Below are 20,670 nucleotides of genomic sequence, written 5' to 3'. Positions count from 1 at the left end.
TGATCCCTTTGGCCACTCGGGAACCCCTCCATCAGGGGATGCGAATGAAATGAAGTTGAATAATGGTGGAGGGAGAAGGATTCGAACCTTCGAAGGCGGAGCCGTCAGATTTACAGTCTGATCCCTTTGGCCACTCGGGAACCCCTCCAGTGCTTATTCAAAACACATCATTACAAGCCGTGCAAAATGGTGGAGGGAGAAGGATTCGAACCTTCGAAGGCGGAGCCGTCAGATTTACAGTCTGATCCCTTTGGCCACTCGGGAACCCCTCCTCATTTAGCGGCCGCAATAGTAGACATAAACAGATTTCATGTAAAGCCCGAATTTTAAAAATGCGCTAAAGTTCTGGTTCAACTGGTCGATTAAATAACAACAGCTTGTTTTATTGATGTTTTTTTATGCAGCCAGCACCGATTCTTGTTAATGAGCTTCATCTTGCGCCAGAGCTACATCGCGCCGTCGAGCAAAACCAACGTGGGGATTTTGGTTTGCTATTGGCGCTGTTGTCGCAAGATGCGCGCGATTGGCCACAATTTCATCTACAAGATGGCGTCGCAACACAGACCAAGCTTCGTGCACAATTAGAATTGCCCCCCGCAGAGAAACTGCTGGATAACTTGGCTGAAAATCCTGATGTTGTTGATAACAGTCACACGTTTTTAGCCCAAGGGGCGAGCGCTTTTCGTCTACAGCAATGTTTACGACCTGAAGCGTTAGTCATCCGTGGTCAGCATGGCTTGGAATATAGCGAAGTTATCGAAAATCTGGCGCCGCAAACGCGACAGCAACTCGCGCATGATGCCGCCTTCGCTATGCCAGAGGTTCCTGATTTTGCAGATCAATTGGCTGAACAACGGATGTGGTTAGCGCAACATCAAGCAGCGTGAATTACCCCACAGTCTATTGTCATAAATGACGTATATAATGGTTCGGTTTGTAACTTGTCGACCGGAGTAACATGATGAAAAGTATCAAAGATGCACAGAGTAGTTTGGTCAACGATACCTGTGCCGAATGTGGCAGTTATGTTGATATTGGTGCCGTAATTGAAGAAAGCGATACGTTATTGAAAGTCGAGTTCGTGGGTGAAAGTGCCATTGAGCAAGCAGAGCAACTTGGTCAACAGGCCAAAGCACGTTTTGCAGATGTCACATATCAAGTGCAGGCAATGGTTGATGGTGCTCAACTATTGGTAAATTTTGGCTGCAGCGCGGAAAAGATGATTTTCCAGTTACAACATAGTCTTCCTTAGTAACAGTGCAGTTAAGTGTAAGTAAATATTTAACATATTGCTCAGCGATTGACGGCTGTGTAATCTGCTCAGGCAAAGTTGTATTAGCCACAATGAATAGTGGAAACAGGTGATTGGTTTGGGAATTGGCGTTAATCGTGTGAAGTACAAACGGTTACTGGAGTCGCTGACGAATTCCGAGGCCAAACAAAAAGGGAATTTTGTTGCAACCGCAGAGCTCGCGAGTCGCTTGCTTTGTGAGCATTTGGATATCGACCGAGTCACTGTACTGTCGTGGTCGAAGGATCAAAATATCCAATTTGAGGTGGCCCGGTTTGGACAACAGCAAGCAGTAAATCGTCCGCAGCATTTGGCGGAGATGTCGACTTACATCTCTGAACTGCGCACGCACCTGCACATTGATGCCGCCGATGCCGTTGTCGATCACCGTTTTGTAGAGCTGCGTGACCAATACCTGCTACCTAACAATATTGGTAGTGCCCTCGATGTCGCTATCCGCATTAATGGTCATATTGAAGGTGTATTGTCGTTAGAACGTATTGATGTTGCCATGCCTTGGCAAGATAGCGATATTCATCTCGCCTCACATGTGGCTGACCAACTGGCGCTGACGCTGGCGACCAACGATGCATATCAAAAAGATGAGATGCTTAGCCTGTTTCAGTCGGCTATCGAAACGTCGCGGCAAATCACTTTACTCGTCAACCTTCATCAAGAAACAATTGAATACGCTAACGCTGCGCATGAGCAGATAACGGGCATCGCACGCGATAAAATTGAGGGACGAAGCCTGCGTGAACTGGCGTTTTTCAAACAACATCCACAGCAGGCGAATGAAGTTCTGGCACAGCTATGTCGGGGCGAAGTGGCTCGCAGTATATTTCCACTCAGTAATCACCGTGGTGAACAGATCTGGATAAAGTTTTTCGCCAGCCAATTTATGTCGACGCGTGGAAATCATTATGCGCTGGTGTCAGCGGAAGATTACACTGACATTAAACACAGCCAGCAGGAATTAGAGCATCTCGCTTGGCACTGTAATCTGACCGGACTACACAACCGTACCTATTTTAAACGTCATCTTGACCGTATGAATGATGGCGCTGTTGTGATGTTTAATCTGGTAGGTTTTAAACGCTACAACGACACCTATGGTCACGAACGTGGCGATGAATTACTCGTGGAAATCGGCCGTCGGTTGCGCCATTTCACTGAAGCACATTTTCATTCTGATTGTATTGCGGCGCGCGTCGGTAGTGATGAATTTGCGCTATTACTGAATAATGAATCTGTCGCCGAACTCGATGCCAATATCAAAAAGCTTTATCAACAATTATCGCATCCGGTGTCCTTCGGCCGAGAGTCGGTTGACGTAAGACCAGCGATAGCGATTGTGGATATCAGCTCGGTCGCATCTACTGTGTCACCACTCACCTGCGCCGATATTGCGTTGCAAAATGCAAAGAAGAAGCAGGGCATGCCGATCCAAACCTTTACGTCTGCGCTGTTCGATGCATTCAAAGACGATGCTGAGCTAGAGCGAGATCTTAACCATGCTATCCGTGGTCGTCAGTTTGAGCTCTACTACCAGCCGTTGAAAGATCTGCAAACCCAGCGTTATATCGGTGCTGAAGCGTTAATACGCTGGCATCACCCCAAGCGCGGCGTGCTATATCCCGGCTCCTTTATCGATATTGCCGAGCAGAAGGGCTTAATTAATACTATTGGCGCGTGGGTGCTAGAAGCCGCTTGTAAGCAGCTGTACCTTTGGCAGCATCACGACATCAATCTCTCCATGCATGTTAACGTATCGGCGCGACAGTTTTTTGGTGGCAATCTCTATGAACAAGTGTGGGATTTACTGACGCGTTATCCCATCAAACATCGCAGCTTGATTCTGGAAATCACCGAAACAGAGCTGATGGAAGACATTCGTTATGCCACTAACCTGTGTCAGGAATTGGCCGATTTAGGCGTCGGCTTAGCGATTGATGATTTTGGTACTGGCTATAGCTCTATGCGCTATCTTAAGCAGTTCCCTATCAGTAAGCTGAAGATCGATCGTTCGTTTATCTCGGATCTCAATAGCAGTCATCAAAGCCGTGAAATTGTCAGTGCGATTATCGCTATGGCCAAGGCGTTGAATATCTCGTTGACCGCTGAAGGGGTTGAAAATGTTGAGCAGGAAGTGTTTTTAACGCAGAACTTCTGCCATCAGGCGCAAGGTTTCCTCTACAGTCCGGCGTTGCGAGAGGCTGATTTTTCAAACTTTATCGAAATGGCCAAAGCTGCAGCGATACTTCACTGACGTTAGAACGCTATGGCAAGCGTTCTACTTCGTTTACTTTTTTAAACAACATTGTTTAAATTTTTTACCACTTCCACAAATGCAACTATCGTTGCGGCCAGGCATTTTGACCGTCAGCATTTTGCCATCGGTATAAAACCACTTGCCGTCTTCTTGCACAAAGTTCGAGTGTTCGTGAATAGCGTCAATACCCGCGCTATCGCGATACCATGCCAAAAAGCGGACGTTTCCGGCATCACCTGCCATGGCATGAGATTCTACTTGTAATGCCAACCACTGTGCCGGCGTTGATTCTGCCAACTGTTGCACATTCAGTTGACCTCTGTAAGCTGGATGGTGAGTTTCAATAAGATAGTCAAACTGTTGCAGGACAAATGCGCTGTATCGTGAGCGCATCAATTCCTCAGGGGTTTTCGCCACGGCTTGGTGGGTGTGCAACCTTTCACAACAGTTTGAATACGCTAAATTACTGCCGCAAGGACAAGGTTCATTTGTTGTGCTGATAGACATTATCTTGTTTGTCGGTAGTGATAGGCGCAGGCAGTTGCGAAAACTGCTCGCCGTAGTACAAGTTAGGATGCGGTGTTGCATCATAGTAGTGTTTAGCGTCAGCACGATTACTCATGTCTAACTGCACGCGCCACTGATGCTGGTCGTTCTTTTTCAGCATCATCACGAGCTTACCAGCGAATTCACTAATGGGTTCTTCGGTATCTTGCGGTGGATGGTAGCGCACCATGTAGTAACAGATTTCGGTATCTTCATTGCGATTATTGCTGATGCGTTCCACGACTCTAAAGTCCACCTCCAGCGAGGCTCGACGCTTTTTTACGCGATCAAAAAACTTTTGATAGAGCGCTAGCACCGCCGTCTTACCTTTAACAATCCCTACGCTGGGTTGTTCAGGCACGTAAGTGGTGTCATCGGCATAGACATTACCTAATGGTGCTGCATCAAGCGCCTTAAAGGCCTTGATAAACTCACCATAAATCGCGTTTAGGGCTGCTTCATCTGTATCAGTTTTCACATGCGCAAACGCTGGGTTGGCTACTGAAACGAACAGAATGAAAGCAGTTAGTAAGAATTTCATTAACTATTTCGAAGAATCTGCAATTGCTGCCACTATAATGGATGCGTATTTTTATCAGAAGCCTGATTTATTTACAAAGTGTGTAGCGCAATTTGAGAGATTGGGAAGGTAGCTATGAATCAAGACGACAGAGATCTGTTTCTGGAGGAGATGGCGGACGTTGTTCCCATAAAGCAGGATGTGGAACAGCAAACCGCATTACGCACTGGCCCTACTGAGGGGCAATTAGCGCGCAAGGCAGCTGCTGAGCTGAGCGAATATCATCAAAGACTCACACTTGCGTTAAACCTCATTCCGCCAGTAAAGCCGGAAGATATGCTGAGTTTTAAGCGGGCCGGTGTGCAAGACGCTGTGTTTAAAAATTTTCGCCTTGGCCAATATCCGGTGGCAGCAGAGCTCGATATCCATGCCATGCAGTTGCGACAAGCACGCGATAGCTTGCTGTCATTTTTGTTCGCACAAATTGCCCGTGGCCATCGCTGCGTGTTAATCATTCATGGCAAAGGTTACAGCAGTAAACCGTTTCCGGCATTAATCAAATCCTGTGTTAACTATTGGCTTAGCCAAGTCGATGAGGTGATGGCATTCCATAGTGCTCAGCGTCATCAAGGCGGTTACGGCGCCGTATACGTAATGTTGCCAAAATCTAATGTTAAGCGTATTGAAAGCCGGGAAATGAATAGTCGCGGCGTGCGCAAAAAATAGTAAGTTGTTACGGTCGCTTTACCACGCCTTTTTGTTTGACAAGGTTATCCTCAGCAATTAATTTAAACGTATGTTTAAAATTGTTGGGGGTGGCTATGTCCAGCAGAATTGATACGAAAACTAAGATCCTTGATGCCGCGGAAAAGCTGTTTGCTGAACGAGGGTTTTCGGAAACCTCACTGCGCCTTATCACCAGCAAAGCTGAAGTGAATTTGGCTTCGGTCAATTATCACTTTGGTTCTAAACGTGAACTGATCCGAGCGGTGTTAGCCCGTTATCTCGATCTGTTTATGCCCGCTGCTTCAAACGCCATTGCAGAACTGCAGCAGCAGCATCCTCATGCATCCTTGACTGATATTTTTTCTGCCCTAGTTTCACCGCTGTTAACCCTTAACAGTATCAGAGCTGGAGGCACTCGCACTTTTCTGCAACTTTTAGGCAGAGGCTACATCGAAAGCCAAGGGCACTTGCGCTGGTTTATTACCTCGCATTATGGCGAGCATCTGCAAAGCTTTGTGACCGCAGTGCAAGCCAGTGTGCCCACTATTCCTCGTGCCGATATCTTTTGGCGCTTACATTTCACCTTGGGCACAGTCGTATTCACCATGGCGTCGGCTGATGCTTTGATCGATATCGCCGCCGCAGATTTTGATGAAAAGAACAATATAGAAACCGTTATTCGCAAAGTGATTCCTTATATCGCTTCTGGCGTCGCTGTGTCGGCTTAAACAGAGCAGGTAATGATATGACAATAATTGTATTGCTGTTGGTCGCGTTAATAATTGTGCTGTTTTTTGTCAGAGATGTACGGCTTAAATTTATTTCAGCACCGGTACTTAAATTTTTCCGTAAAGTACTTCCGCCTCTTTCAGAAACTGAACGCCAGGCGATGGAAGCCGGAGACATTTGGTGGGAAGCGGAGTTATTCCGCGGTAAACCCAATTGGGAGCTACTGCATAGTTATGGCAAACCTGTGTTATCGGCGGAAGAAAAGGCCTTTATCGATAATCAGGTAAACGTGCTACTGAAAATGATAGATGACTACGACATCGTCAATCAGCGACGCGATTTACCGCCAGAGCTGTGGGAATATCTAAAAACCGAAGGCTTTTTTGCGCTTATCATTCCGAAAAAATTCGGCGGCAAAGCGTTTTCTGCATACGCAAATTCAACCATTGTCAGCAAAATCGCCAGCCGTAGCCTAAGTGTTGCAGTGACTGTGATGGTACCTAATTCATTGGGGCCGGGTGAGTTGCTGACCCATTACGGAACCGAGCAACAAAAACAACGTTGGTTACCAGCCCTAGCCAGTGGCCAAGAGATCCCCTGTTTTGCGCTAACCGGGCCGGAAGCAGGCTCCGATGCGGGGGCAATTCCAGATGTCGGGATTGTTTGCCGTGGTGAGTTTGAAGGTGAAGATGTACTCGGCCTGAAGCTGAGTTGGAATAAACGCTATATCACCTTAGCGCCTGTCGCGACCGTACTAGGTTTGGCCTTTCAAATGCGTGATCCAGATGGACTACTCGGCGAAACCGTTGAATTAGGCATTACCTGTGCGTTAATTCCTACCCGCCATAAAGGTGTCGACATTGGCCGACGTCATGATCCATTACATATGGCCTTTATGAACGGTACCACTAAAGGTGATAACGTCTTTATTCCGTTAGATTGGATTATCGGTGGCGCCCAATATGCGGGGAAGGGCTGGCGTATGCTGGTGGAATGTTTGTCGGCTGGGCGCGGTATCTCATTACCTGCGCTTGCTACCGCCACCGGGCACTTAGCCACCAAAACCACCACTGCTTATAGCTATGTACGCAAGCAGTTCGGTTTATCTATCGGCCAATTTGAAGGTGTACAAGAAGCTCTGTCTCGCATCATTGGTAACACCTACCAGTTAGAAGCTGCCAGACGCTTAACGACCACCGGTATTGATTTAAAAGTGAAGCCATCGGTCGTTACGGCGATCGCCAAGTACCATATGACGGAGTTGGGTCGCCAGATAATGAACGACGCGATGGATATCCAGTCTGGCAAGGGCATTCAGATGGGGCCGAAAAATTATTTAGCGCATGGCTATATGGCGAACCCTATTTCGATAACCGTTGAAGGTGCCAATATTCTCACCCGTAGTTTGATGATCTTTGGCCAAGGGGCAACGCGTTGCCATCCATATGTATTGGCTGAAATGGAAGCGGCGCAAATGCCGAATGACGAAGAGGCATTAACCCGCTTTGATTCATTGCTGATGGGGCATATGGGGTACAGTGCGCGCAACGCTGGGGCGTCTTTGTTCCATGCACTTACTCGAAGCTATTTTGCTGCCTCTCCAGTGAGTGGCGAGACCCGTGATTATTACAAATTACTCGGACGTTTTTCCGCAGCGTTGGCCTTTGTTACCGATATCGCCATGTTGATGCTCGGTGGTGATTTAAAACGGCGCGAGATGATTTCTGCAAGATTAGGTGACGTCCTGAGTCAGTTATACCTTGCATCTGCAACCTTAAAGCTGTTTGAAGATCATGGTCGACAATTCGATGACCTCCCCGTAGTTAAACATGTGTTAGAGACACGATTACGGCAGATGGGCGAGGCGATGGAAGGGGCCATTCGCAACTTCCCCAACCGTCCTGTGGGATGGTTATTACGGTTAGTGGTATTTCCTCTCGGCAATTGGTTTAAAGGGCCGTCAGATGAATTATCTAAGCGTGTCGTCAAAGAGATGCTAAAGCCGACACCGGCAAGGGAACGTTTAACCTATCTATGCCCGACGTTTAAAGAAGACGATAGTTCGGGTATTGCCGAAGTCGAGCGTGCCTTTAGAGCTCTTTACGATACGCGTGATTTGTTTGAGCGCTTGCGTTTAGCCCAAAAGGATGGCCGCTTAGCCAAGGGGCTGAGTATCGAAGTATTGATTGAGCAAGGGGTACAGCAGCGAGTTATCTCAGAAGAAGATGCCGGGTATTTACGCAATGCCAACGCGCTGCGCATTGCAGCGATTAATGTCGATGATTTTGCTTCGCTGTGATGTGTTGTTTTAATTAGTCATAAAAAAGGTACGCAGTTGCGTACCTTTTTTTTGTGAATCAAGGTGAAGGCGTTCTACGGTACAATCAACACCTTGCTGGTATTGGTTCCACCGATAGTTTCCATCACATCGCCTTTGGTCATCAGCACCAAGTCGCCTGATTGCAGTACACCTTTCTCACGCAAGCATTCTAAAGCGCGTTGTGCAACTTCTTCAGCAGCATAAGCGGTAGTGTCGAAATGCACTGGGTACACACCGCGATAAAGCGCCATTGCCGCGAGCGTGCGCGAATGACGAGTCATTGCGAAGATAGGCAATGCAGAACTGATACGAGACATCAGTTTTGGTGTCGCACCTGATTCAGTCAGTGTAATAATCGCTTTTACACCGTCCAAATGGTTGGCCGCATACATAGTTGCCAATGCTACTGTTTCTTCTACGGTAGAGAAGTGCTGGTCAAGACGGTGTTTAGATACACGCACACTTGGATGCGCTTCTGCACCAAGGCAAACATTAGCCATTGCCTTAACGGTTTCTTCTGGGAAGTCACCGGCAGCAGTTTCAGCTGACAACATTACCGCATCAGTACCATCAAGCACGGCGTTAGCAACGTCCATCACTTCTGCACGAGTTGGCATTGGGCTAGAGATCATTGACTCCATCATTTGCGTCGCCGTGATCACGACTTTATTGAGTTGGCGAGAGCGTGCGATTAAACGCTTTTGCACAGCAACCAGTGCCGCGTCACCAATTTCAACACCCAGGTCACCACGAGCTACCATCACAGCGTCTGAGGCTTTGATGACATCATCCATGGCTTCTTCAGAAGCAACCGCTTCAGCGCGCTCAACTTTTGAAACGATCAGTGCATTGCTGCCTGCTGCGCGTGCCAATTCACGTGCGTATTCCAAATCAGCGCCGCTACGTGGGAAAGATACCGCCAGATAGTCAACTTCGATTTTGGCTGCGGTAAGAATGTCATTCTTATCTTTGTCTGTCAGTGCTGCGGCTGATAGTCCGCCCCCTTGCTTGTTGATGCCCTTGTTGTTTGATAAAGGACCTGCAACAGTAACAGAGGTAATGACACGACGACCTTCAACAGCTTCAACGCGCAATTGCACGCGGCCATCATCCAGCATCAATATATCACCAACCGTAACGTCATCAGGCAGTTCTTTATAATCGATACCTACCTGAGTTTCGTCACCTTCGCCTTTTGGCAGCTCTGCATCCAACACGAACTGTTGGCCTAATTCCAGTTGCACCTTCTTATTGTCTTTGAAAGTAGAAACACGGATTTTAGGACCTTGAAGATCGCCCAGAATCGCCACGTGCTTGCCAAGTTCTTTGGCAATGGTACGCACGTCAGTTGCACGCTTCATATGATCTTCTGGGGAGCCGTGGGAAAAGTTCAAGCGAACAACATTAGCTCCTGCAGCGATAATTTTGCGCAGGTTATCATCCCGGTCTGTGGCTGGGCCCAGAGTGGTAACGATTTTAGTTCTGCGGAACATAGTTAACTCCGTTAAGTTTAAAGAATCTGGAACGCATTTTATCATACAAAATGCCGCAGTGTAGGAAACTTACGAACAAAAAACAGATCTGATTCAAAATTTATTTTTGTGAGTTTAGACAATTTTGATGACAGTTGATGCGCCATTTAAGCTCAATGGCGCATCAAGATAACGGAAGGGCAGAGGAAATTGAATTACAGTTGATCGTTTTTTTCGATGCGAGATTCTTTCAAGGCTTCTTTAGTACGTTTCAAACTTTCACGGAAACGTGGGCCGCGGCGCAGCGTAAAGCCAGTAGCTAACACATCGACCACAACGAGTTGCGCCAAACGCGATGCCATTGGCAGATACATATCAGTGTCTTCTGGTACTTCCAAGGTTACGGGCAGCGTACATTCTTTACTTAGTGGTGAATGCTTTGCCGTAATACCGATAACGGCCGCGCCGTTTTCTCGCGCCAGACGAGCAATATCAATCAGTGATTTAGTACGGCCGGTATGTGAAATTAACACTACCACATCGCCTTCAGCGCTGCTTATGGCGCTCATGCGCTGCATTAACACATCATCGAAACAAACCACAGGTACATTAAAGCGGAAGAACTTATTTTGCGCATCGTGAGCAACAGACGCTGAAGCCCCTAAACCAAAAAAGGAGATTTTTTTAGCTTGTGTTAATACATCAACCGCTTTATTAATGGCGAGCGCATCAATACTCTGGCGTGCGGTATCAAGCGAAGCCATTGAAGATTCGAAGATTTTGTTTGTATAAGAATCAGGGGTGTCATCTTCCTCTACATGTCGGCTAACATAGGGAGTACCATTAGCAAGACTTTGAGCGAGATGGAGTTTGAAATCCGGGAAGCCTTTGGTGTCTAAGCGACGGCAAAAACGGTTTACCGTTGGTTCACTAACATCGGCGAGTTTAGCCAGCGTGGCGATGCTGGAATGAATGGCTGTCTGGGGCGATGCCAGAATCACTTCGGCAACTTTTCGTTCAGATTTGCTGAAATGAGGCAGGTTCTTTTGAACCTTTTCAAGGGTATTCATACTTTGTAACGTCCGCTGGATTTGGTTATGTAATTTTCTTAATTCTTGGCTCACAAAGCTGTGAACAAGAATACAAAACGCACCTTTAGTTGTTCGCGCAAGTAAAATAGAGCGTAAACCGACGAGAACGTCTTGATTTTAGGTCAAAAGAGCATATCAGACTTGATTACATTATGCCTAGAATCTATTTCAGTATGTTCGACTAAATACTAGGTGCAAACGAAAAATTGTGTTGTTATATTACAACAAATTTTGTATTTCGATTTCCTAATAGAACGGTTGCCAGCAAGAAACTGTAACGCGGCAACCGTTGTCACAATGGAGACAGTAAAGCAATGGGCAAGACAGCATCAGAGACCAAAGCTTGTGATTTCGTTCTTTTTGGTACGAAGGGAGATTTGGCCCGGCGCAAGTTATTACCATCCTTATATCAGCTAGACAAAGCTGATCTCTTACATCCAGAAACACGCGTTATTGGGGTCGCGAAGGATCAATTTACTCAAAAAGAGTTTATTGAGCGTGTGACACAATCACTAAAGACTTTTGTTAAAGATCCTTTGAACGATGATGTGGTAAAGCGTTTCTTAGCACGCTGCCACTATGTCGGTGCTAATTTCACCGCCGTTGACGAATATGCTGCGTTCCATGAGGTGCTTGACCCGAAAACGCGCGTTACCGTCAACTATTTTGCGACACCTCCTGCGATTTTCGGTGATATCTGCCGCTGCTTACATGAGCAAGGTTTGATCACGCCAGAAACACGTGTAGTGCTGGAAAAGCCGATCGGTTCTGATTTGGCATCATCTAAAGTGATTAACGATCAAGTATCTGCCTATTTTGACGAGAAGCAGGTTTATCGTATCGACCACTATTTAGGCAAAGAAACCGTACAAAACCTGCTGACGTTGCGTTTTGCTAACTCACTGTTCGCGTCTAAATGGGATAACCGTACTGTTGATCATGTACAGATTACCGTAGCGGAAGAAGTCGGTATTGAAGGCCGTTGGGGTTACTTCGACAAAGCTGGTCAGATGCGCGACATGATCCAAAACCACTTATTGCAAGTGTTGACCTTGGTCGCGATGGACCCTCCAGTTAACCTGAACGCCGACAGCGTGCGTGATGAAAAAGTGAAAGTATTGAAGTCACTGCGTCCGATCAATATGGATAACGTGTTTGAAAATACGGTTCGCGGTCAGTATTCAGCTGGCTTCCTGAAAGGTTCGCCAGTACCTGGTTATCTGGAAGAGGAAGATGCCAACGTTGATTCACACACCGAGACGTTTGTTGCCTTGCGTGTGGATATTGATAACTGGCGTTGGGCTGGTGTGCCGTTTTATCTGCGCAGCGGCAAGCGGATGCCAGTGAAAAGTTCTGAAATCGTTATTTACTTCAAGAACCCACCACACAACTTGTATCGCGAAAGCTATCGTAATCTGCCACCAAATAAACTGACGATTCGTCTGCAACCGCACGAAGGTGTTGAGATTCAGATGATGAACAAGGTGCCGGGTCTGGAGCAGAAACAACGTCTGCAAACCACCAAACTGGATTTGAGCTTCTCTGATACTTTCAAAACCGAACGTATTGCCGATGCTTATGAACGTTTGCTGCTAGAAGCGATGTCAGGTAACCAAGCGCTATTCGTGCGACGTGACGAAGTTGAACAAGCGTGGACTTGGGTGGACGGTATCATCCAAGCATGGGAGCAAAGCGGCGAGAAGCCAAAATCATACCCAGCCGGTACTTGGGGGCCAGTGGCATCAGTGGCATTGATCACCAAAGATGGTCGTTCGTGGGATGAATAAAGGAGTTTTCTGATGATCAAAGAAGCGGTATTTAAATCATTTGATAACACTGAAGCATTGGAGCAACAGCTCTCTGACCGTATCGCCGTTGGATTGCAAGAAGCGATTGATAAGCGTGGCGAGGCCAGTCTAGTGGTGTCAGGTGGCAGAACGCCGGCCGGCTTATTTGAAAAGTTAAGTCAGAAACCCATTGATTGGAGTGAAGTGTTTATTACGCTTGCTGATGAACGTTGGGTAGATCCCGAACATCATGACTCTAACGAGAATATGGTGCGCAACTGTCTACTGCAGCATCGCGCAGCTAACGCTAAATTCCGCGGTCTGAAGAATATGTTTGCAACTGCAACTGCGGGCGTAGCGATGACGACGGAGCAGCTAGCTAATTTCCCTCGGCCATTTGACGTTGTCATTCTTGGTATGGGGAATGATGGTCATACCTGTTCTTGGTTCCCGTGTGCAGATGCAAGCCAATTAGATACTGCGCTAAATACTGAGGCGTTGCTGTGTGCTGTGCAGCCACAAACGGCGCCTTATGAGCGTATTACCTTCAGTAGAAGTGCGATTTTAAACAGCCGCCAGATCTATTTGCATCTAGTGGGCGAGCAAAAACTCGATGTCTACAAAAAAGCGCTCTCAAGTGATGAGATTTCCGAAATGCCGATCCGGGCAGTGTTAGCACAGCACAAAACTCCGGTCGACGTCTTCTGGAGCGCCTAAGGAGTAACTCATGCATGCAACAATTCAGGCAGTGACCGATCGAATCATTGCCCGTAGTCAGGAGCATCGTAGCAAGTACCTAGCTGCGATAGCCGAAGCCAAAGAGCAGGGGGTATATCGTAGTTCCCTTAGCTGTGGCAACTTAGCTCACGGATTTGCCGCGTGTTCGGCAGACGATAAAAACGCACTGCTGCAACTGACGAAAGCCAATATCGGTATCGTGACAGCCTATAACGACATGTTGTCGGCACATCAACCGTACGAGCACTATCCTCAGATTCTGAAGCAAGCGTGTCAGGAAGTGGGCAGTGTTGCTCAGGTGGCTGCCGGTGTGCCAGCGATGTGTGACGGCGTAACGCAAGGTCAGCCAGGAATGGAACTGAGTTTGATCAGCCGTGAAGTGATTGCGATGGCCACCGCTGTTGGTTTGTCACACAACATGTTCGACGGCGCATTGCTGCTCGGCATCTGTGACAAGATCGTGCCCGGATTGTTGATTGGTGCTATGAGCTTTGGTCATTTACCTATGCTGTTTGTGCCAGCAGGACCGATGCGTTCAGGTATTCCGAATAAAGAAAAAGCACGCGTACGTCAGCAGTTTGCCCAAGGTAAAGTCGACCGGGCGGCACTGCTTGAAGCCGAATCTAAGTCTTACCACAGTGCTGGTACCTGTACTTTTTATGGTACGGCTAACAGTAACCAACTGGTACTCGAAGTGATGGGGCTGCAGTTGCCGGGTTCGTCTTTTGTGAATCCTGACGATCCATTGCGTCTGGCGCTTACACAAGCTGCTGCGCGCCAAGTGTGCCGTCTTACTAGCTTAGGTACGGAGTATTCGCCTATCGGCGAGTTGGTGAATGAAAAATCCATTGTAAATGGCATTGTGGCGTTGTTAGCGACCGGTGGTTCTACCAACCTGACTATGCATTTGGTTGCCGCTGCGCGCGCTGCTGGCATCATTATCAATTGGGATGATTTTTCTGAGCTGTCGAACGTGGTGCCTTTGCTCGCGCGTGTTTATCCAAACGGTCAAGCGGACATTAACCATTTCCATGCAGCTGGTGGTATGGCGTTCTTGGTGAAGGAACTGCTCGATGCGGGCATGTTGCACGAAGACGTAAACACTGTGGCTGGCTATGGTCTGAAACGTTACACCAAAGAGCCGAAATTAATTGATGGCAGCTTGGTGTGGGTTGAAGGCCCAACCGAAAGTCTTGATACGGAAGTTTTGGCGCCAGTGACTAAAGCGTTCCAACCTAATGGCGGACTTAAATTGCTGAAAGGCAACCTTGGACGTGCGGTGATAAAGGTGTCTGCGGTTAAAGCAGAACATCGTGTTGTCGAAGCGCCAGCAGTTGTCATTGATGACCAAAATAAGCTGGACGGCATGTTTAAAGCCGGTGAGCTGAATCGCGATTGTGTGGTTGTCGTTAAGGGACAGGGGCCACAAGCCAATGGCATGCCTGAATTGCATAAACTGACGCCTATCCTCGGTTCATTGCAAGACCAAGGCTATAAAGTCGCGTTGGTGACTGATGGTCGTATGTCGGGGGCTTCGGGGAAAGTGCCAGCAGCGATTCACTTAACACCAGAAGCGCTTGATGGTGGTCTGATTGCCAAAGTTCATGACGGTGACATTATTCGGGTTAATGCTGAAACTGGTGAAATTTCGCTACTGGTAGACGAACTGGAATTAGCGCAGCGTGTGGCCGAAAAAGTACCGCTAAGACATGTACGTTATGGGATGGGACGTGAGTTGTTCTCTGCGATGAGAGCAAGCTTCTCTAGTCCAGAAACCGGTGCGCGTAGCACCAGTGCTGTTGATGAATACTATTAAGCGTTAAGGAACAAAAATAATGACAAATAATAACTGGTCGCTGCAGCCTCAGGATGTATTTAAGCTGAGTCCTGTGATTCCTGTAATGGTTATCAATAAAATTGAGCATGCAGTTCCTTTAGCGCAAGCATTGGTTGCTGGTGGTATTCGAGTCCTGGAAGTTACGCTGCGTACCGATTGCGCACTGGATGCCATCAGTAAAATTGCCAAAGAAGTGCCTGAAGCAGTTGTTGGCGCCGGTACCATTTTGAACGCAGAACAACTGCAACAAGCGACGGATGCTGGCGCGCAGTTTGCTATCACGCCTGGAGCTACCCCATCAATTCTGGCGGCAGGTAAAGCTGGCACAATTCCACTTATCCCAGGTGTAGCGAGTATTTCTGAGGTGATGGAAGGCCTGAGCCAAGGGTATCAGTTCTTTAAGTTCTTCCCTGCAGAGGCCTCTGGTGGCGTCGGTGCTTTGAAAGCCTTTGGCGGCCCGTTGTCAGGCGTACATTTCTGTCCTACAGGTGGTATTACACCAGAAAACTATCGTGACTATCTCAAGCTTGCTAACGTTGACTGTATCGGTGGTAGCTGGATTGCCCCTGTAAGTGCGATGGAATCAGGTGACTGGGAACATATCACTAAACTTTGTCAAGAAGCGTTGAGCGGCGTTTAAGCCGCTTTTCTTGCCAGCGTTTCACTGGACAAAAAAAAGCCCATTCAAACGAATGGGCAACTAAAATTATCGCAATCAACAAATTGAAGGAAGGAAGTCAAGCATAAGAACCAGAGCAAACTTTCGTGAATTATCAATTACCGCTGTCACGCCTGTGATTGATATGAGAGGTAAGCTCGTTCTCAACATGTGGTGCATTCTAGGCCTACCTTTGGGTTTCAACAAACGAGAAAAATTGCGGTTTCACATTAGAAAAATTAATAGTTATTGTTTTATCGATTGCTTGAAAGTGCTGATATGTGGGGGGGTTGAGCGATTAATCTCTAAAAATGCATAAATAATCAATTTAATTAATTCATCTAAAATCACTGCTTCGTCACAATCTTCACCTTTTTGAAACACGCCGCCAAATTATGTCGAAATACGGTCCATTTTTGTTGATGCCGTTAACAGATTTTTGCTTGGCTGTCGTCACACTCGTATAGCGCTAGTCCAACGTTGCGTAACGAAAATGCATAACAAACAAAAGCACCTCCGCTCGACGATATACTGAGTGTCGTCAGCTTCTTCTGTCCTAGGCTCACTAATAAAGGTAGCGCTTTGCAATTGTCGCGGTTTTCCCTACTGTATTCACTCAGCATCAATGCCGTTGTCGATGAATAACGTCGGAATTACTGTGCGACACACTGAGCGACATTTCCCATCTGTCTTACAGGCGACAAATACTGATTAAGCCAAGGTTAAGCTTAAAAAAAATAAACTGGATGCCTTAGTGCTTCCTTTGCCGTTCTGCCATTCACAATCCTTGGCCGTATCGGTATAGTAGGCTTCATTTATGGCAGGGATCGAGCAAGAAAGATGTTTCGCTGGCCGATAACAGTTTATTACGAGGATACCGACGCCGGTGGCGTGGTTTATCACTCTAACTATTTGAACTTTTTTGAACGCGCGCGTACTGAATGGTTACGGGCATTAGGTATCAGTCAACAGCAATTGTTGGCTGATGATTTAGCATTTGTCGTGCGTCATGCGGAAATCGATTTTCGCAAAGCGGCTCGCTTTGAGCAGCAATTTGAGGTGGTGACCACTGTCGCTAAGACAAAACGCGCTTCGCTGATTTTTGACCAGCAATTGGTAGACGCTGATGGCCAGGTGTATTGCGCCGCCATTGTCACCGTTGTATCTGTTTCGCTCTCGAAAATGAAACCCATCGCCATCCCGCCCCACATTTTGCAGGAGTTTACGCAAGGTGAATGCTGAAATCTCGTTTATTGGACTGTTCTTACAAGCCAGCTTATTGGTGAAATTCGTCATGCTGACATTGTTGACGCTCTCCATTGTCTCGTGGGGCGTTATTCTGCAACGTCGTCGAGTGTTAGGTGAGGCGCGTCGTAATGCGGCTAAATTTGAAGAGAAGTTTTGGTCCGGTGTCGACCTGAATAAGTTTTATCAAGAGTTATCCGCTAGACAAGATGGCAATGCTGGTATGGAAAGCATGTTTGTGTCGGGTTTTAAAGAATATGCACGCCTGAATAAAACCAGTCATAGAGTGCCTGAAGCTATTATGGATGGCAGTTACCGGGCAATGCGTATCTCATTGTCAAAAGAGTTAGAAAAGATGGAAACCCATCTACCATTGTTGGCAACTATTGGCTCCACCAGTCCATATATCGGTCTATTTGGCACTGTGTGGGGGATTATGAACGCCTTCATTGCCTTGGGCGCAGTCCAAAATGCAACGTTAGCGATGGTGGCACCGGGTATTGCTGAAGCGTTGATTGCAACCGCGATGGGCTTGTTTGCTGCAATTCCTGCCGTTATTGCCTATAACCGGTTTTCAACGCAAGTAGAAAAGCTGGAAATGGCTTACGCTAACTTTATGGAAGAGTTTTCCAGTATTCTGCACCGTCAAGCCTATAGCGATAGGACTGAAGCATGAACCAAGGATACCAGCGTAAGCGGCGCAGACCGGTCGCTGAAATCAACGTGGTTCCGTACATCGACGTGATGTTGGTGCTGTTGATCATCTTTATGGTAACGGCGCCGATTGTGTCGCAAGGCGTGAAAGTCGATTTGCCACAGGCCTCAGCTGAGCCGTTATCCGCTGATAGCAAGCCACCGATCATCGTGTCGATTGATGCCGATGGCGCTTACTACGTGACTGATGGCGCCAGCCCTATTAAAGCGGCTACGGATGTTCAAGATGCAACCGCGCAAGTCGTAGCGTTTTTAAATGTGGAGCCTGACCGCCCGGTTGTTGTTAAAGGCGATCGTGCAATTCCTTACGAAAAGGTCATCCAATTGATGGCGACATTGAAAAAGGCTGGCTTACCCTCAGTTGGCTTAATGACTGACTCACCGGAGGATAATTAGCGTGTCCGGTAATCAGAATATGAAGGTGCCGATCATTATCTCCGCGGTGTTGCACCTCGGTGTGATTGGGGCTTTGGCGATGAATGTCGATTTTTCTTCAAAACCGACACCTATGGCATCGGCCAATAATACGCCGCAACCTGAAGCGTTAAAGGCGGTCGCCGTCGATCAAAGTAAGGTTGATGACTACGTTAAGAAGGTCAAGCAAGACAGAGCCGATGCAGCGCGCAAAGAACGTGAGCGGCAAGCAGAGCTAGATCGTAAGGCTGATGACGCTCGTAAAGCGCGCGAACAAGAGCAACAGCGTATTCAAAAGCTGGCCGAGCAGCGTAAGCAGCAAGAAGTTGAAACTCAGAAAGCGGCTGCTGCGGCAGAAGCTGCACGGATAAAACAGCAGCAAGAGCAAGACAAAGCGGCCAAAGCGGAAGCTGCGCGTAAGCAGAAAGAGCAGGAACAAAAGGCCGCTGAAGAAGCTGCTCAAAAAGCTGAGGCGAAACGCAAAGCTGAAGAGGCTGCAGCGAAAAAGGCGGAAGCCGAGCGCAAGGCGCGCGAAGAAGCTGAGCGTAAAGCGCGAGCAGAGGCGGAACGTAAGCGCAAAGCCGAAGAAGCTAAGCGTCAGCAAGAACTCGAAATGCAACAAGCGCTTGCCGCCGAACAGGCACAGCTAAGCGCTGCACGCTCTCGGCAACTGCTTAGTGAAGTTGATAAGTACAAAGCTATGATCACCTCTACCATTCAACGGAATCTAGTGGTAGATGATTCAATGCGCGGCAAAGTCTGTAAAGTACAGGTTCGCTTGGCCCCAGACGGCTTTGTGACCAATTTGAGTATCCTGAGTGGTGATCCACAAGTCTGCCGTGCGGCACAAAGCGCGATTAATAAAGCAGGTCGTTTACCTGTGTCGCAAGAGCCTGATGTGTATCAGCAGATGAAAGAGATTAACCTGGAAGTAAGACCTGAGTTTAATTAAAGGAGTCCCATGAAAGCGTTTGTCAAAGGTCTGATGTTGCTCTGCGTATTGATGGTGAAACCATCTTTCGCAGCATTAGATATTGTCATTACCGAGGGCGTTGATGCCGCTCGTCCTATCGCCGTCGTGCCGTTTGTATGGCAGGGCAATGGTCCAGCGCCATCATCTATTTCAGAGGTGGTTGCGGGGGACTTAACCCGCAGTGGTACTTTTAAGCCACTGGATGAAACTGGACTTGGACAGCGCGCCATTGGTCAGCTGGCCGATTTTAACGCGGATCTGTGGCGCAATGTGTCAGCCGAAGCCGTATTGATGGGTTCCGTAAAGCCTTATGGTGCCAATCAGTATTTGGTGAGTTTTGATCTGGTTGATCTGGTCAAAGCGCAGATGCAAGGTGCCGGGCCGCAACCGAAAAGTGAATATCTGCTTGATAGCCGTCAAACCGTAATTAGTGCTGAACAGTTTCGCCAGTATGCTCACCGCATCAGTGACATTGTTTATGAAAAGCTGACTGGCATTAAAGGCGCTTTTTTAACCCGTATCGCCTATGTCGTGGTTGATCATCGCCAAACCAATGCTTATCAATTGATGATTGCGGATTATGACGGTTACAACGAACAGATGCTGCTGCGTTCGCCTGAACCTTTGATGTCTCCTTCTTGGTCGCCAGATGGGCGTAAGTTGGCTTATGTTAGCTTTGAAAATAAGAAGGCAGAAATCTATGTTCAGGACATCTACAGTCGTACTCGCGTTAAAGTGACCAGCTTTCCAGGGATTAATGGTTCACCCAGTTTTTCACCTGATGGCACAAAACTGGCGGTAACCTTGTCAAAAGATGGCCAGCCTGAAATCTACGTAGTTGATATCGCCACTGGCGCACTCAAGCGCGTTACCAATCATTACGCCATCGATACCGAACCGTCTTGGTTCCCCGATGGTAAATCACTATTGTTTACCTCCGAACGCGGTGGCCGCCCACAGATATATCAAGTGGATTTGGCAACCAACAAAGTCACACGCTTAACCTTTGAAGGTGAATGGAACCTTGGCGGTACCGTCACGCCAGACGGGCGCAGTCTTATTTTCGTCAATCGCACTAACGGCAAGTTCAATATTGCGCGAATGGATCTGAAAACACGTTTCATGCAAGTACTGACGTCGACCAAATTGGATGAGTCACCGAGCGTAGCACCTAACGGTACTATGGTGATTTATGGTACGACCTATGGCAACAAACAGGTGTTAGCGGCTGTCTCCGTAGATGGGCGCTTTAAAGCTCGCTTACCGTCGGGTGAGGGCGATGTTAAGTCTCCGGCTTGGTCACCATTTTTATAAAACGAACGATTCAAACAAAGGAA

General features: G+C 47.6%; 19 protein-coding genes and 2 tRNA genes. 15 read left to right on the top strand and 6 right to left on the bottom strand.

Annotation, left to right across the window (positions count from 1 at the left end; translation table 11 throughout):
* Nucleotides 1-63: 63 nt before the first annotated feature.
* Nucleotides 64-148: transfer RNA gene (locus HR45_RS11600), tRNA-Tyr, on the bottom strand.
* 39 nt (nucleotides 149-187) lie between these two features.
* Nucleotides 188-272, bottom strand: a tRNA-Tyr gene (locus HR45_RS11595).
* Nucleotides 273-398: 126 nt separating this feature from the next.
* Here HR45_RS11595 and HR45_RS11590 point away from each other — a divergent pair.
* From HR45_RS11590 to HR45_RS11580, 3 genes are all read left to right on the top strand, one after another.
* Nucleotides 399-887 (top strand): VC2046/SO_2500 family protein, encoded by a 489-nt coding sequence (locus tag HR45_RS11590; RefSeq protein WP_037443077.1) that lies wholly within the window; start codon nucleotides 399-401, stop codon nucleotides 885-887.
* 71 nt (nucleotides 888-958) lie between these two features.
* The gene (locus tag HR45_RS11585; protein WP_347360075.1) at nucleotides 959-1,252 is read left to right on the top strand and encodes a DUF406 family protein; all 294 of its coding nucleotides are present in this window, start codon (nucleotides 959-961) and stop codon (nucleotides 1,250-1,252) included.
* A gap of 109 nt (nucleotides 1,253-1,361) precedes the next feature.
* Nucleotides 1,362-3,560 carry a putative bifunctional diguanylate cyclase/phosphodiesterase gene (locus HR45_RS11580; RefSeq protein ID WP_241461109.1) on the top strand — a complete coding sequence of 733 codons (2,199 nt, stop codon included), beginning with the start codon at nucleotides 1,362-1,364 and terminating at the stop codon, nucleotides 3,558-3,560.
* Between the two features lie 33 nt (nucleotides 3,561-3,593).
* Here the strand turns inward: HR45_RS11580 and HR45_RS11575 are convergent, their stop codons facing one another.
* Both HR45_RS11575 and HR45_RS11570 read right to left on the bottom strand, forming a co-directional pair.
* Nucleotides 3,594-4,070 (bottom strand): YchJ family protein, encoded by a 477-nt coding sequence (locus HR45_RS11575; protein WP_037443073.1) that lies wholly within the window; start codon nucleotides 4,068-4,070, stop codon nucleotides 3,594-3,596.
* Nucleotides 4,048-4,650, bottom strand: a complete 603-nt coding sequence (locus tag HR45_RS11570; protein WP_037443071.1) for a YybH family protein — start codon at nucleotides 4,648-4,650, stop codon at nucleotides 4,048-4,050. Before HR45_RS11570 ends, HR45_RS11575 begins: the two co-directional genes overlap by 23 nt.
* A gap of 114 nt (nucleotides 4,651-4,764) precedes the next feature.
* Here HR45_RS11570 and smrA point away from each other — a divergent pair, with 114 nt between their 5' ends.
* The 3 genes from smrA to HR45_RS11555 all read left to right on the top strand — a co-directional run bounded on the left by smrA (nucleotide 4,765) and on the right by HR45_RS11555 (nucleotide 8,383).
* Complete coding sequence (gene smrA / locus HR45_RS11565) at nucleotides 4,765-5,355, top strand: DNA endonuclease SmrA (RefSeq protein WP_037443070.1); 591 nt, start codon at nucleotides 4,765-4,767, stop codon at nucleotides 5,353-5,355.
* A gap of 95 nt (nucleotides 5,356-5,450) precedes the next feature.
* Nucleotides 5,451-6,083 carry a TetR family transcriptional repressor PsrA gene (gene psrA / locus HR45_RS11560; protein ID WP_037443069.1) on the top strand — a complete coding sequence of 211 codons (633 nt, stop codon included), beginning with the start codon at nucleotides 5,451-5,453 and terminating at the stop codon, nucleotides 6,081-6,083.
* Nucleotides 6,084-6,100: 17 nt separating this feature from the next.
* Entirely contained in the window at nucleotides 6,101-8,383 is a 2,283-nt protein-coding gene (locus HR45_RS11555; RefSeq protein WP_037443068.1) for an acyl-CoA dehydrogenase, read from the top strand.
* Between the two features lie 74 nt (nucleotides 8,384-8,457).
* On the opposite strand, the gene pyk is transcribed toward HR45_RS11555, so the two are convergent.
* Together pyk and HR45_RS11545 are read right to left on the bottom strand one after the other, a co-directional pair.
* On the bottom strand, nucleotides 8,458-9,897 hold the full coding sequence (pyk, locus tag HR45_RS11550) for a pyruvate kinase (protein ID WP_037443067.1): 1,440 nt from the start codon (nucleotides 9,895-9,897) through the stop codon (nucleotides 8,458-8,460).
* A gap of 194 nt (nucleotides 9,898-10,091) precedes the next feature.
* Nucleotides 10,092-10,946, bottom strand: a complete 855-nt coding sequence (locus tag HR45_RS11545) for a MurR/RpiR family transcriptional regulator (protein WP_037443065.1) — start codon at nucleotides 10,944-10,946, stop codon at nucleotides 10,092-10,094.
* A 335-nt stretch (nucleotides 10,947-11,281) separates the two neighbouring features.
* Between HR45_RS11545 and zwf the strand changes: the two genes are divergently transcribed.
* The 9 genes from zwf to tolB all read left to right on the top strand — a co-directional run bounded on the left by zwf (nucleotide 11,282) and on the right by tolB (nucleotide 20,647).
* Nucleotides 11,282-12,754, top strand: coding sequence for a glucose-6-phosphate dehydrogenase (gene zwf / locus HR45_RS11540; RefSeq protein WP_037443063.1), 1,473 nt, complete (start codon nucleotides 11,282-11,284; stop codon nucleotides 12,752-12,754).
* 12 nt (nucleotides 12,755-12,766) lie between these two features.
* Nucleotides 12,767-13,471 carry a 6-phosphogluconolactonase gene (gene pgl / locus HR45_RS11535; protein WP_037443061.1) on the top strand — a complete coding sequence of 235 codons (705 nt, stop codon included), beginning with the start codon at nucleotides 12,767-12,769 and terminating at the stop codon, nucleotides 13,469-13,471.
* A 10-nt stretch (nucleotides 13,472-13,481) separates the two neighbouring features.
* A complete protein-coding gene (edd, locus tag HR45_RS11530; RefSeq protein WP_037443060.1) occupies nucleotides 13,482-15,308 on the top strand; it encodes a phosphogluconate dehydratase in 1,827 nt (608 codons plus the stop codon).
* 19 nt (nucleotides 15,309-15,327) lie between these two features.
* On the top strand, nucleotides 15,328-15,969 hold the full coding sequence (locus HR45_RS11525) for a bifunctional 4-hydroxy-2-oxoglutarate aldolase/2-dehydro-3-deoxy-phosphogluconate aldolase (protein ID WP_037443059.1): 642 nt from the start codon (nucleotides 15,328-15,330) through the stop codon (nucleotides 15,967-15,969).
* Between the two features lie 858 nt (nucleotides 15,970-16,827).
* Nucleotides 16,828-17,229 (top strand): tol-pal system-associated acyl-CoA thioesterase, encoded by a 402-nt coding sequence (gene ybgC, locus HR45_RS11520; protein WP_037443058.1) that lies wholly within the window; start codon nucleotides 16,828-16,830, stop codon nucleotides 17,227-17,229.
* Entirely contained in the window at nucleotides 17,219-17,908 is a 690-nt protein-coding gene (gene tolQ / locus HR45_RS11515; protein WP_037443056.1) for a protein TolQ, read from the top strand. The genes ybgC and tolQ overlap by 11 nt, the downstream gene beginning before the upstream one ends.
* A complete protein-coding gene (tolR, locus tag HR45_RS11510) occupies nucleotides 17,905-18,342 on the top strand; it encodes a protein TolR (RefSeq protein ID WP_037443054.1) in 438 nt (145 codons plus the stop codon). The genes tolQ and tolR overlap by 4 nt, the downstream gene beginning before the upstream one ends.
* Before the next feature lies 1 nt (nucleotide 18,343).
* Nucleotides 18,344-19,312, top strand: a complete 969-nt coding sequence (tolA, locus tag HR45_RS11505) for a cell envelope integrity protein TolA (protein WP_037443052.1) — start codon at nucleotides 18,344-18,346, stop codon at nucleotides 19,310-19,312.
* A 9-nt stretch (nucleotides 19,313-19,321) separates the two neighbouring features.
* Complete coding sequence (tolB, locus tag HR45_RS11500; RefSeq protein ID WP_037443050.1) at nucleotides 19,322-20,647, top strand: Tol-Pal system beta propeller repeat protein TolB; 1,326 nt, start codon at nucleotides 19,322-19,324, stop codon at nucleotides 20,645-20,647.
* Nucleotides 20,648-20,670: the final 23 nt, after the last annotated feature.

Origin of the sequence: Shewanella mangrovi, assembly GCF_000753795.1 — a bacterium.
Classification (GTDB): domain Bacteria; phylum Pseudomonadota; class Gammaproteobacteria; order Enterobacterales; family Shewanellaceae; genus Shewanella; species Shewanella mangrovi.
This window is presented reverse-complemented; position numbering and strand designations above follow the sequence as displayed.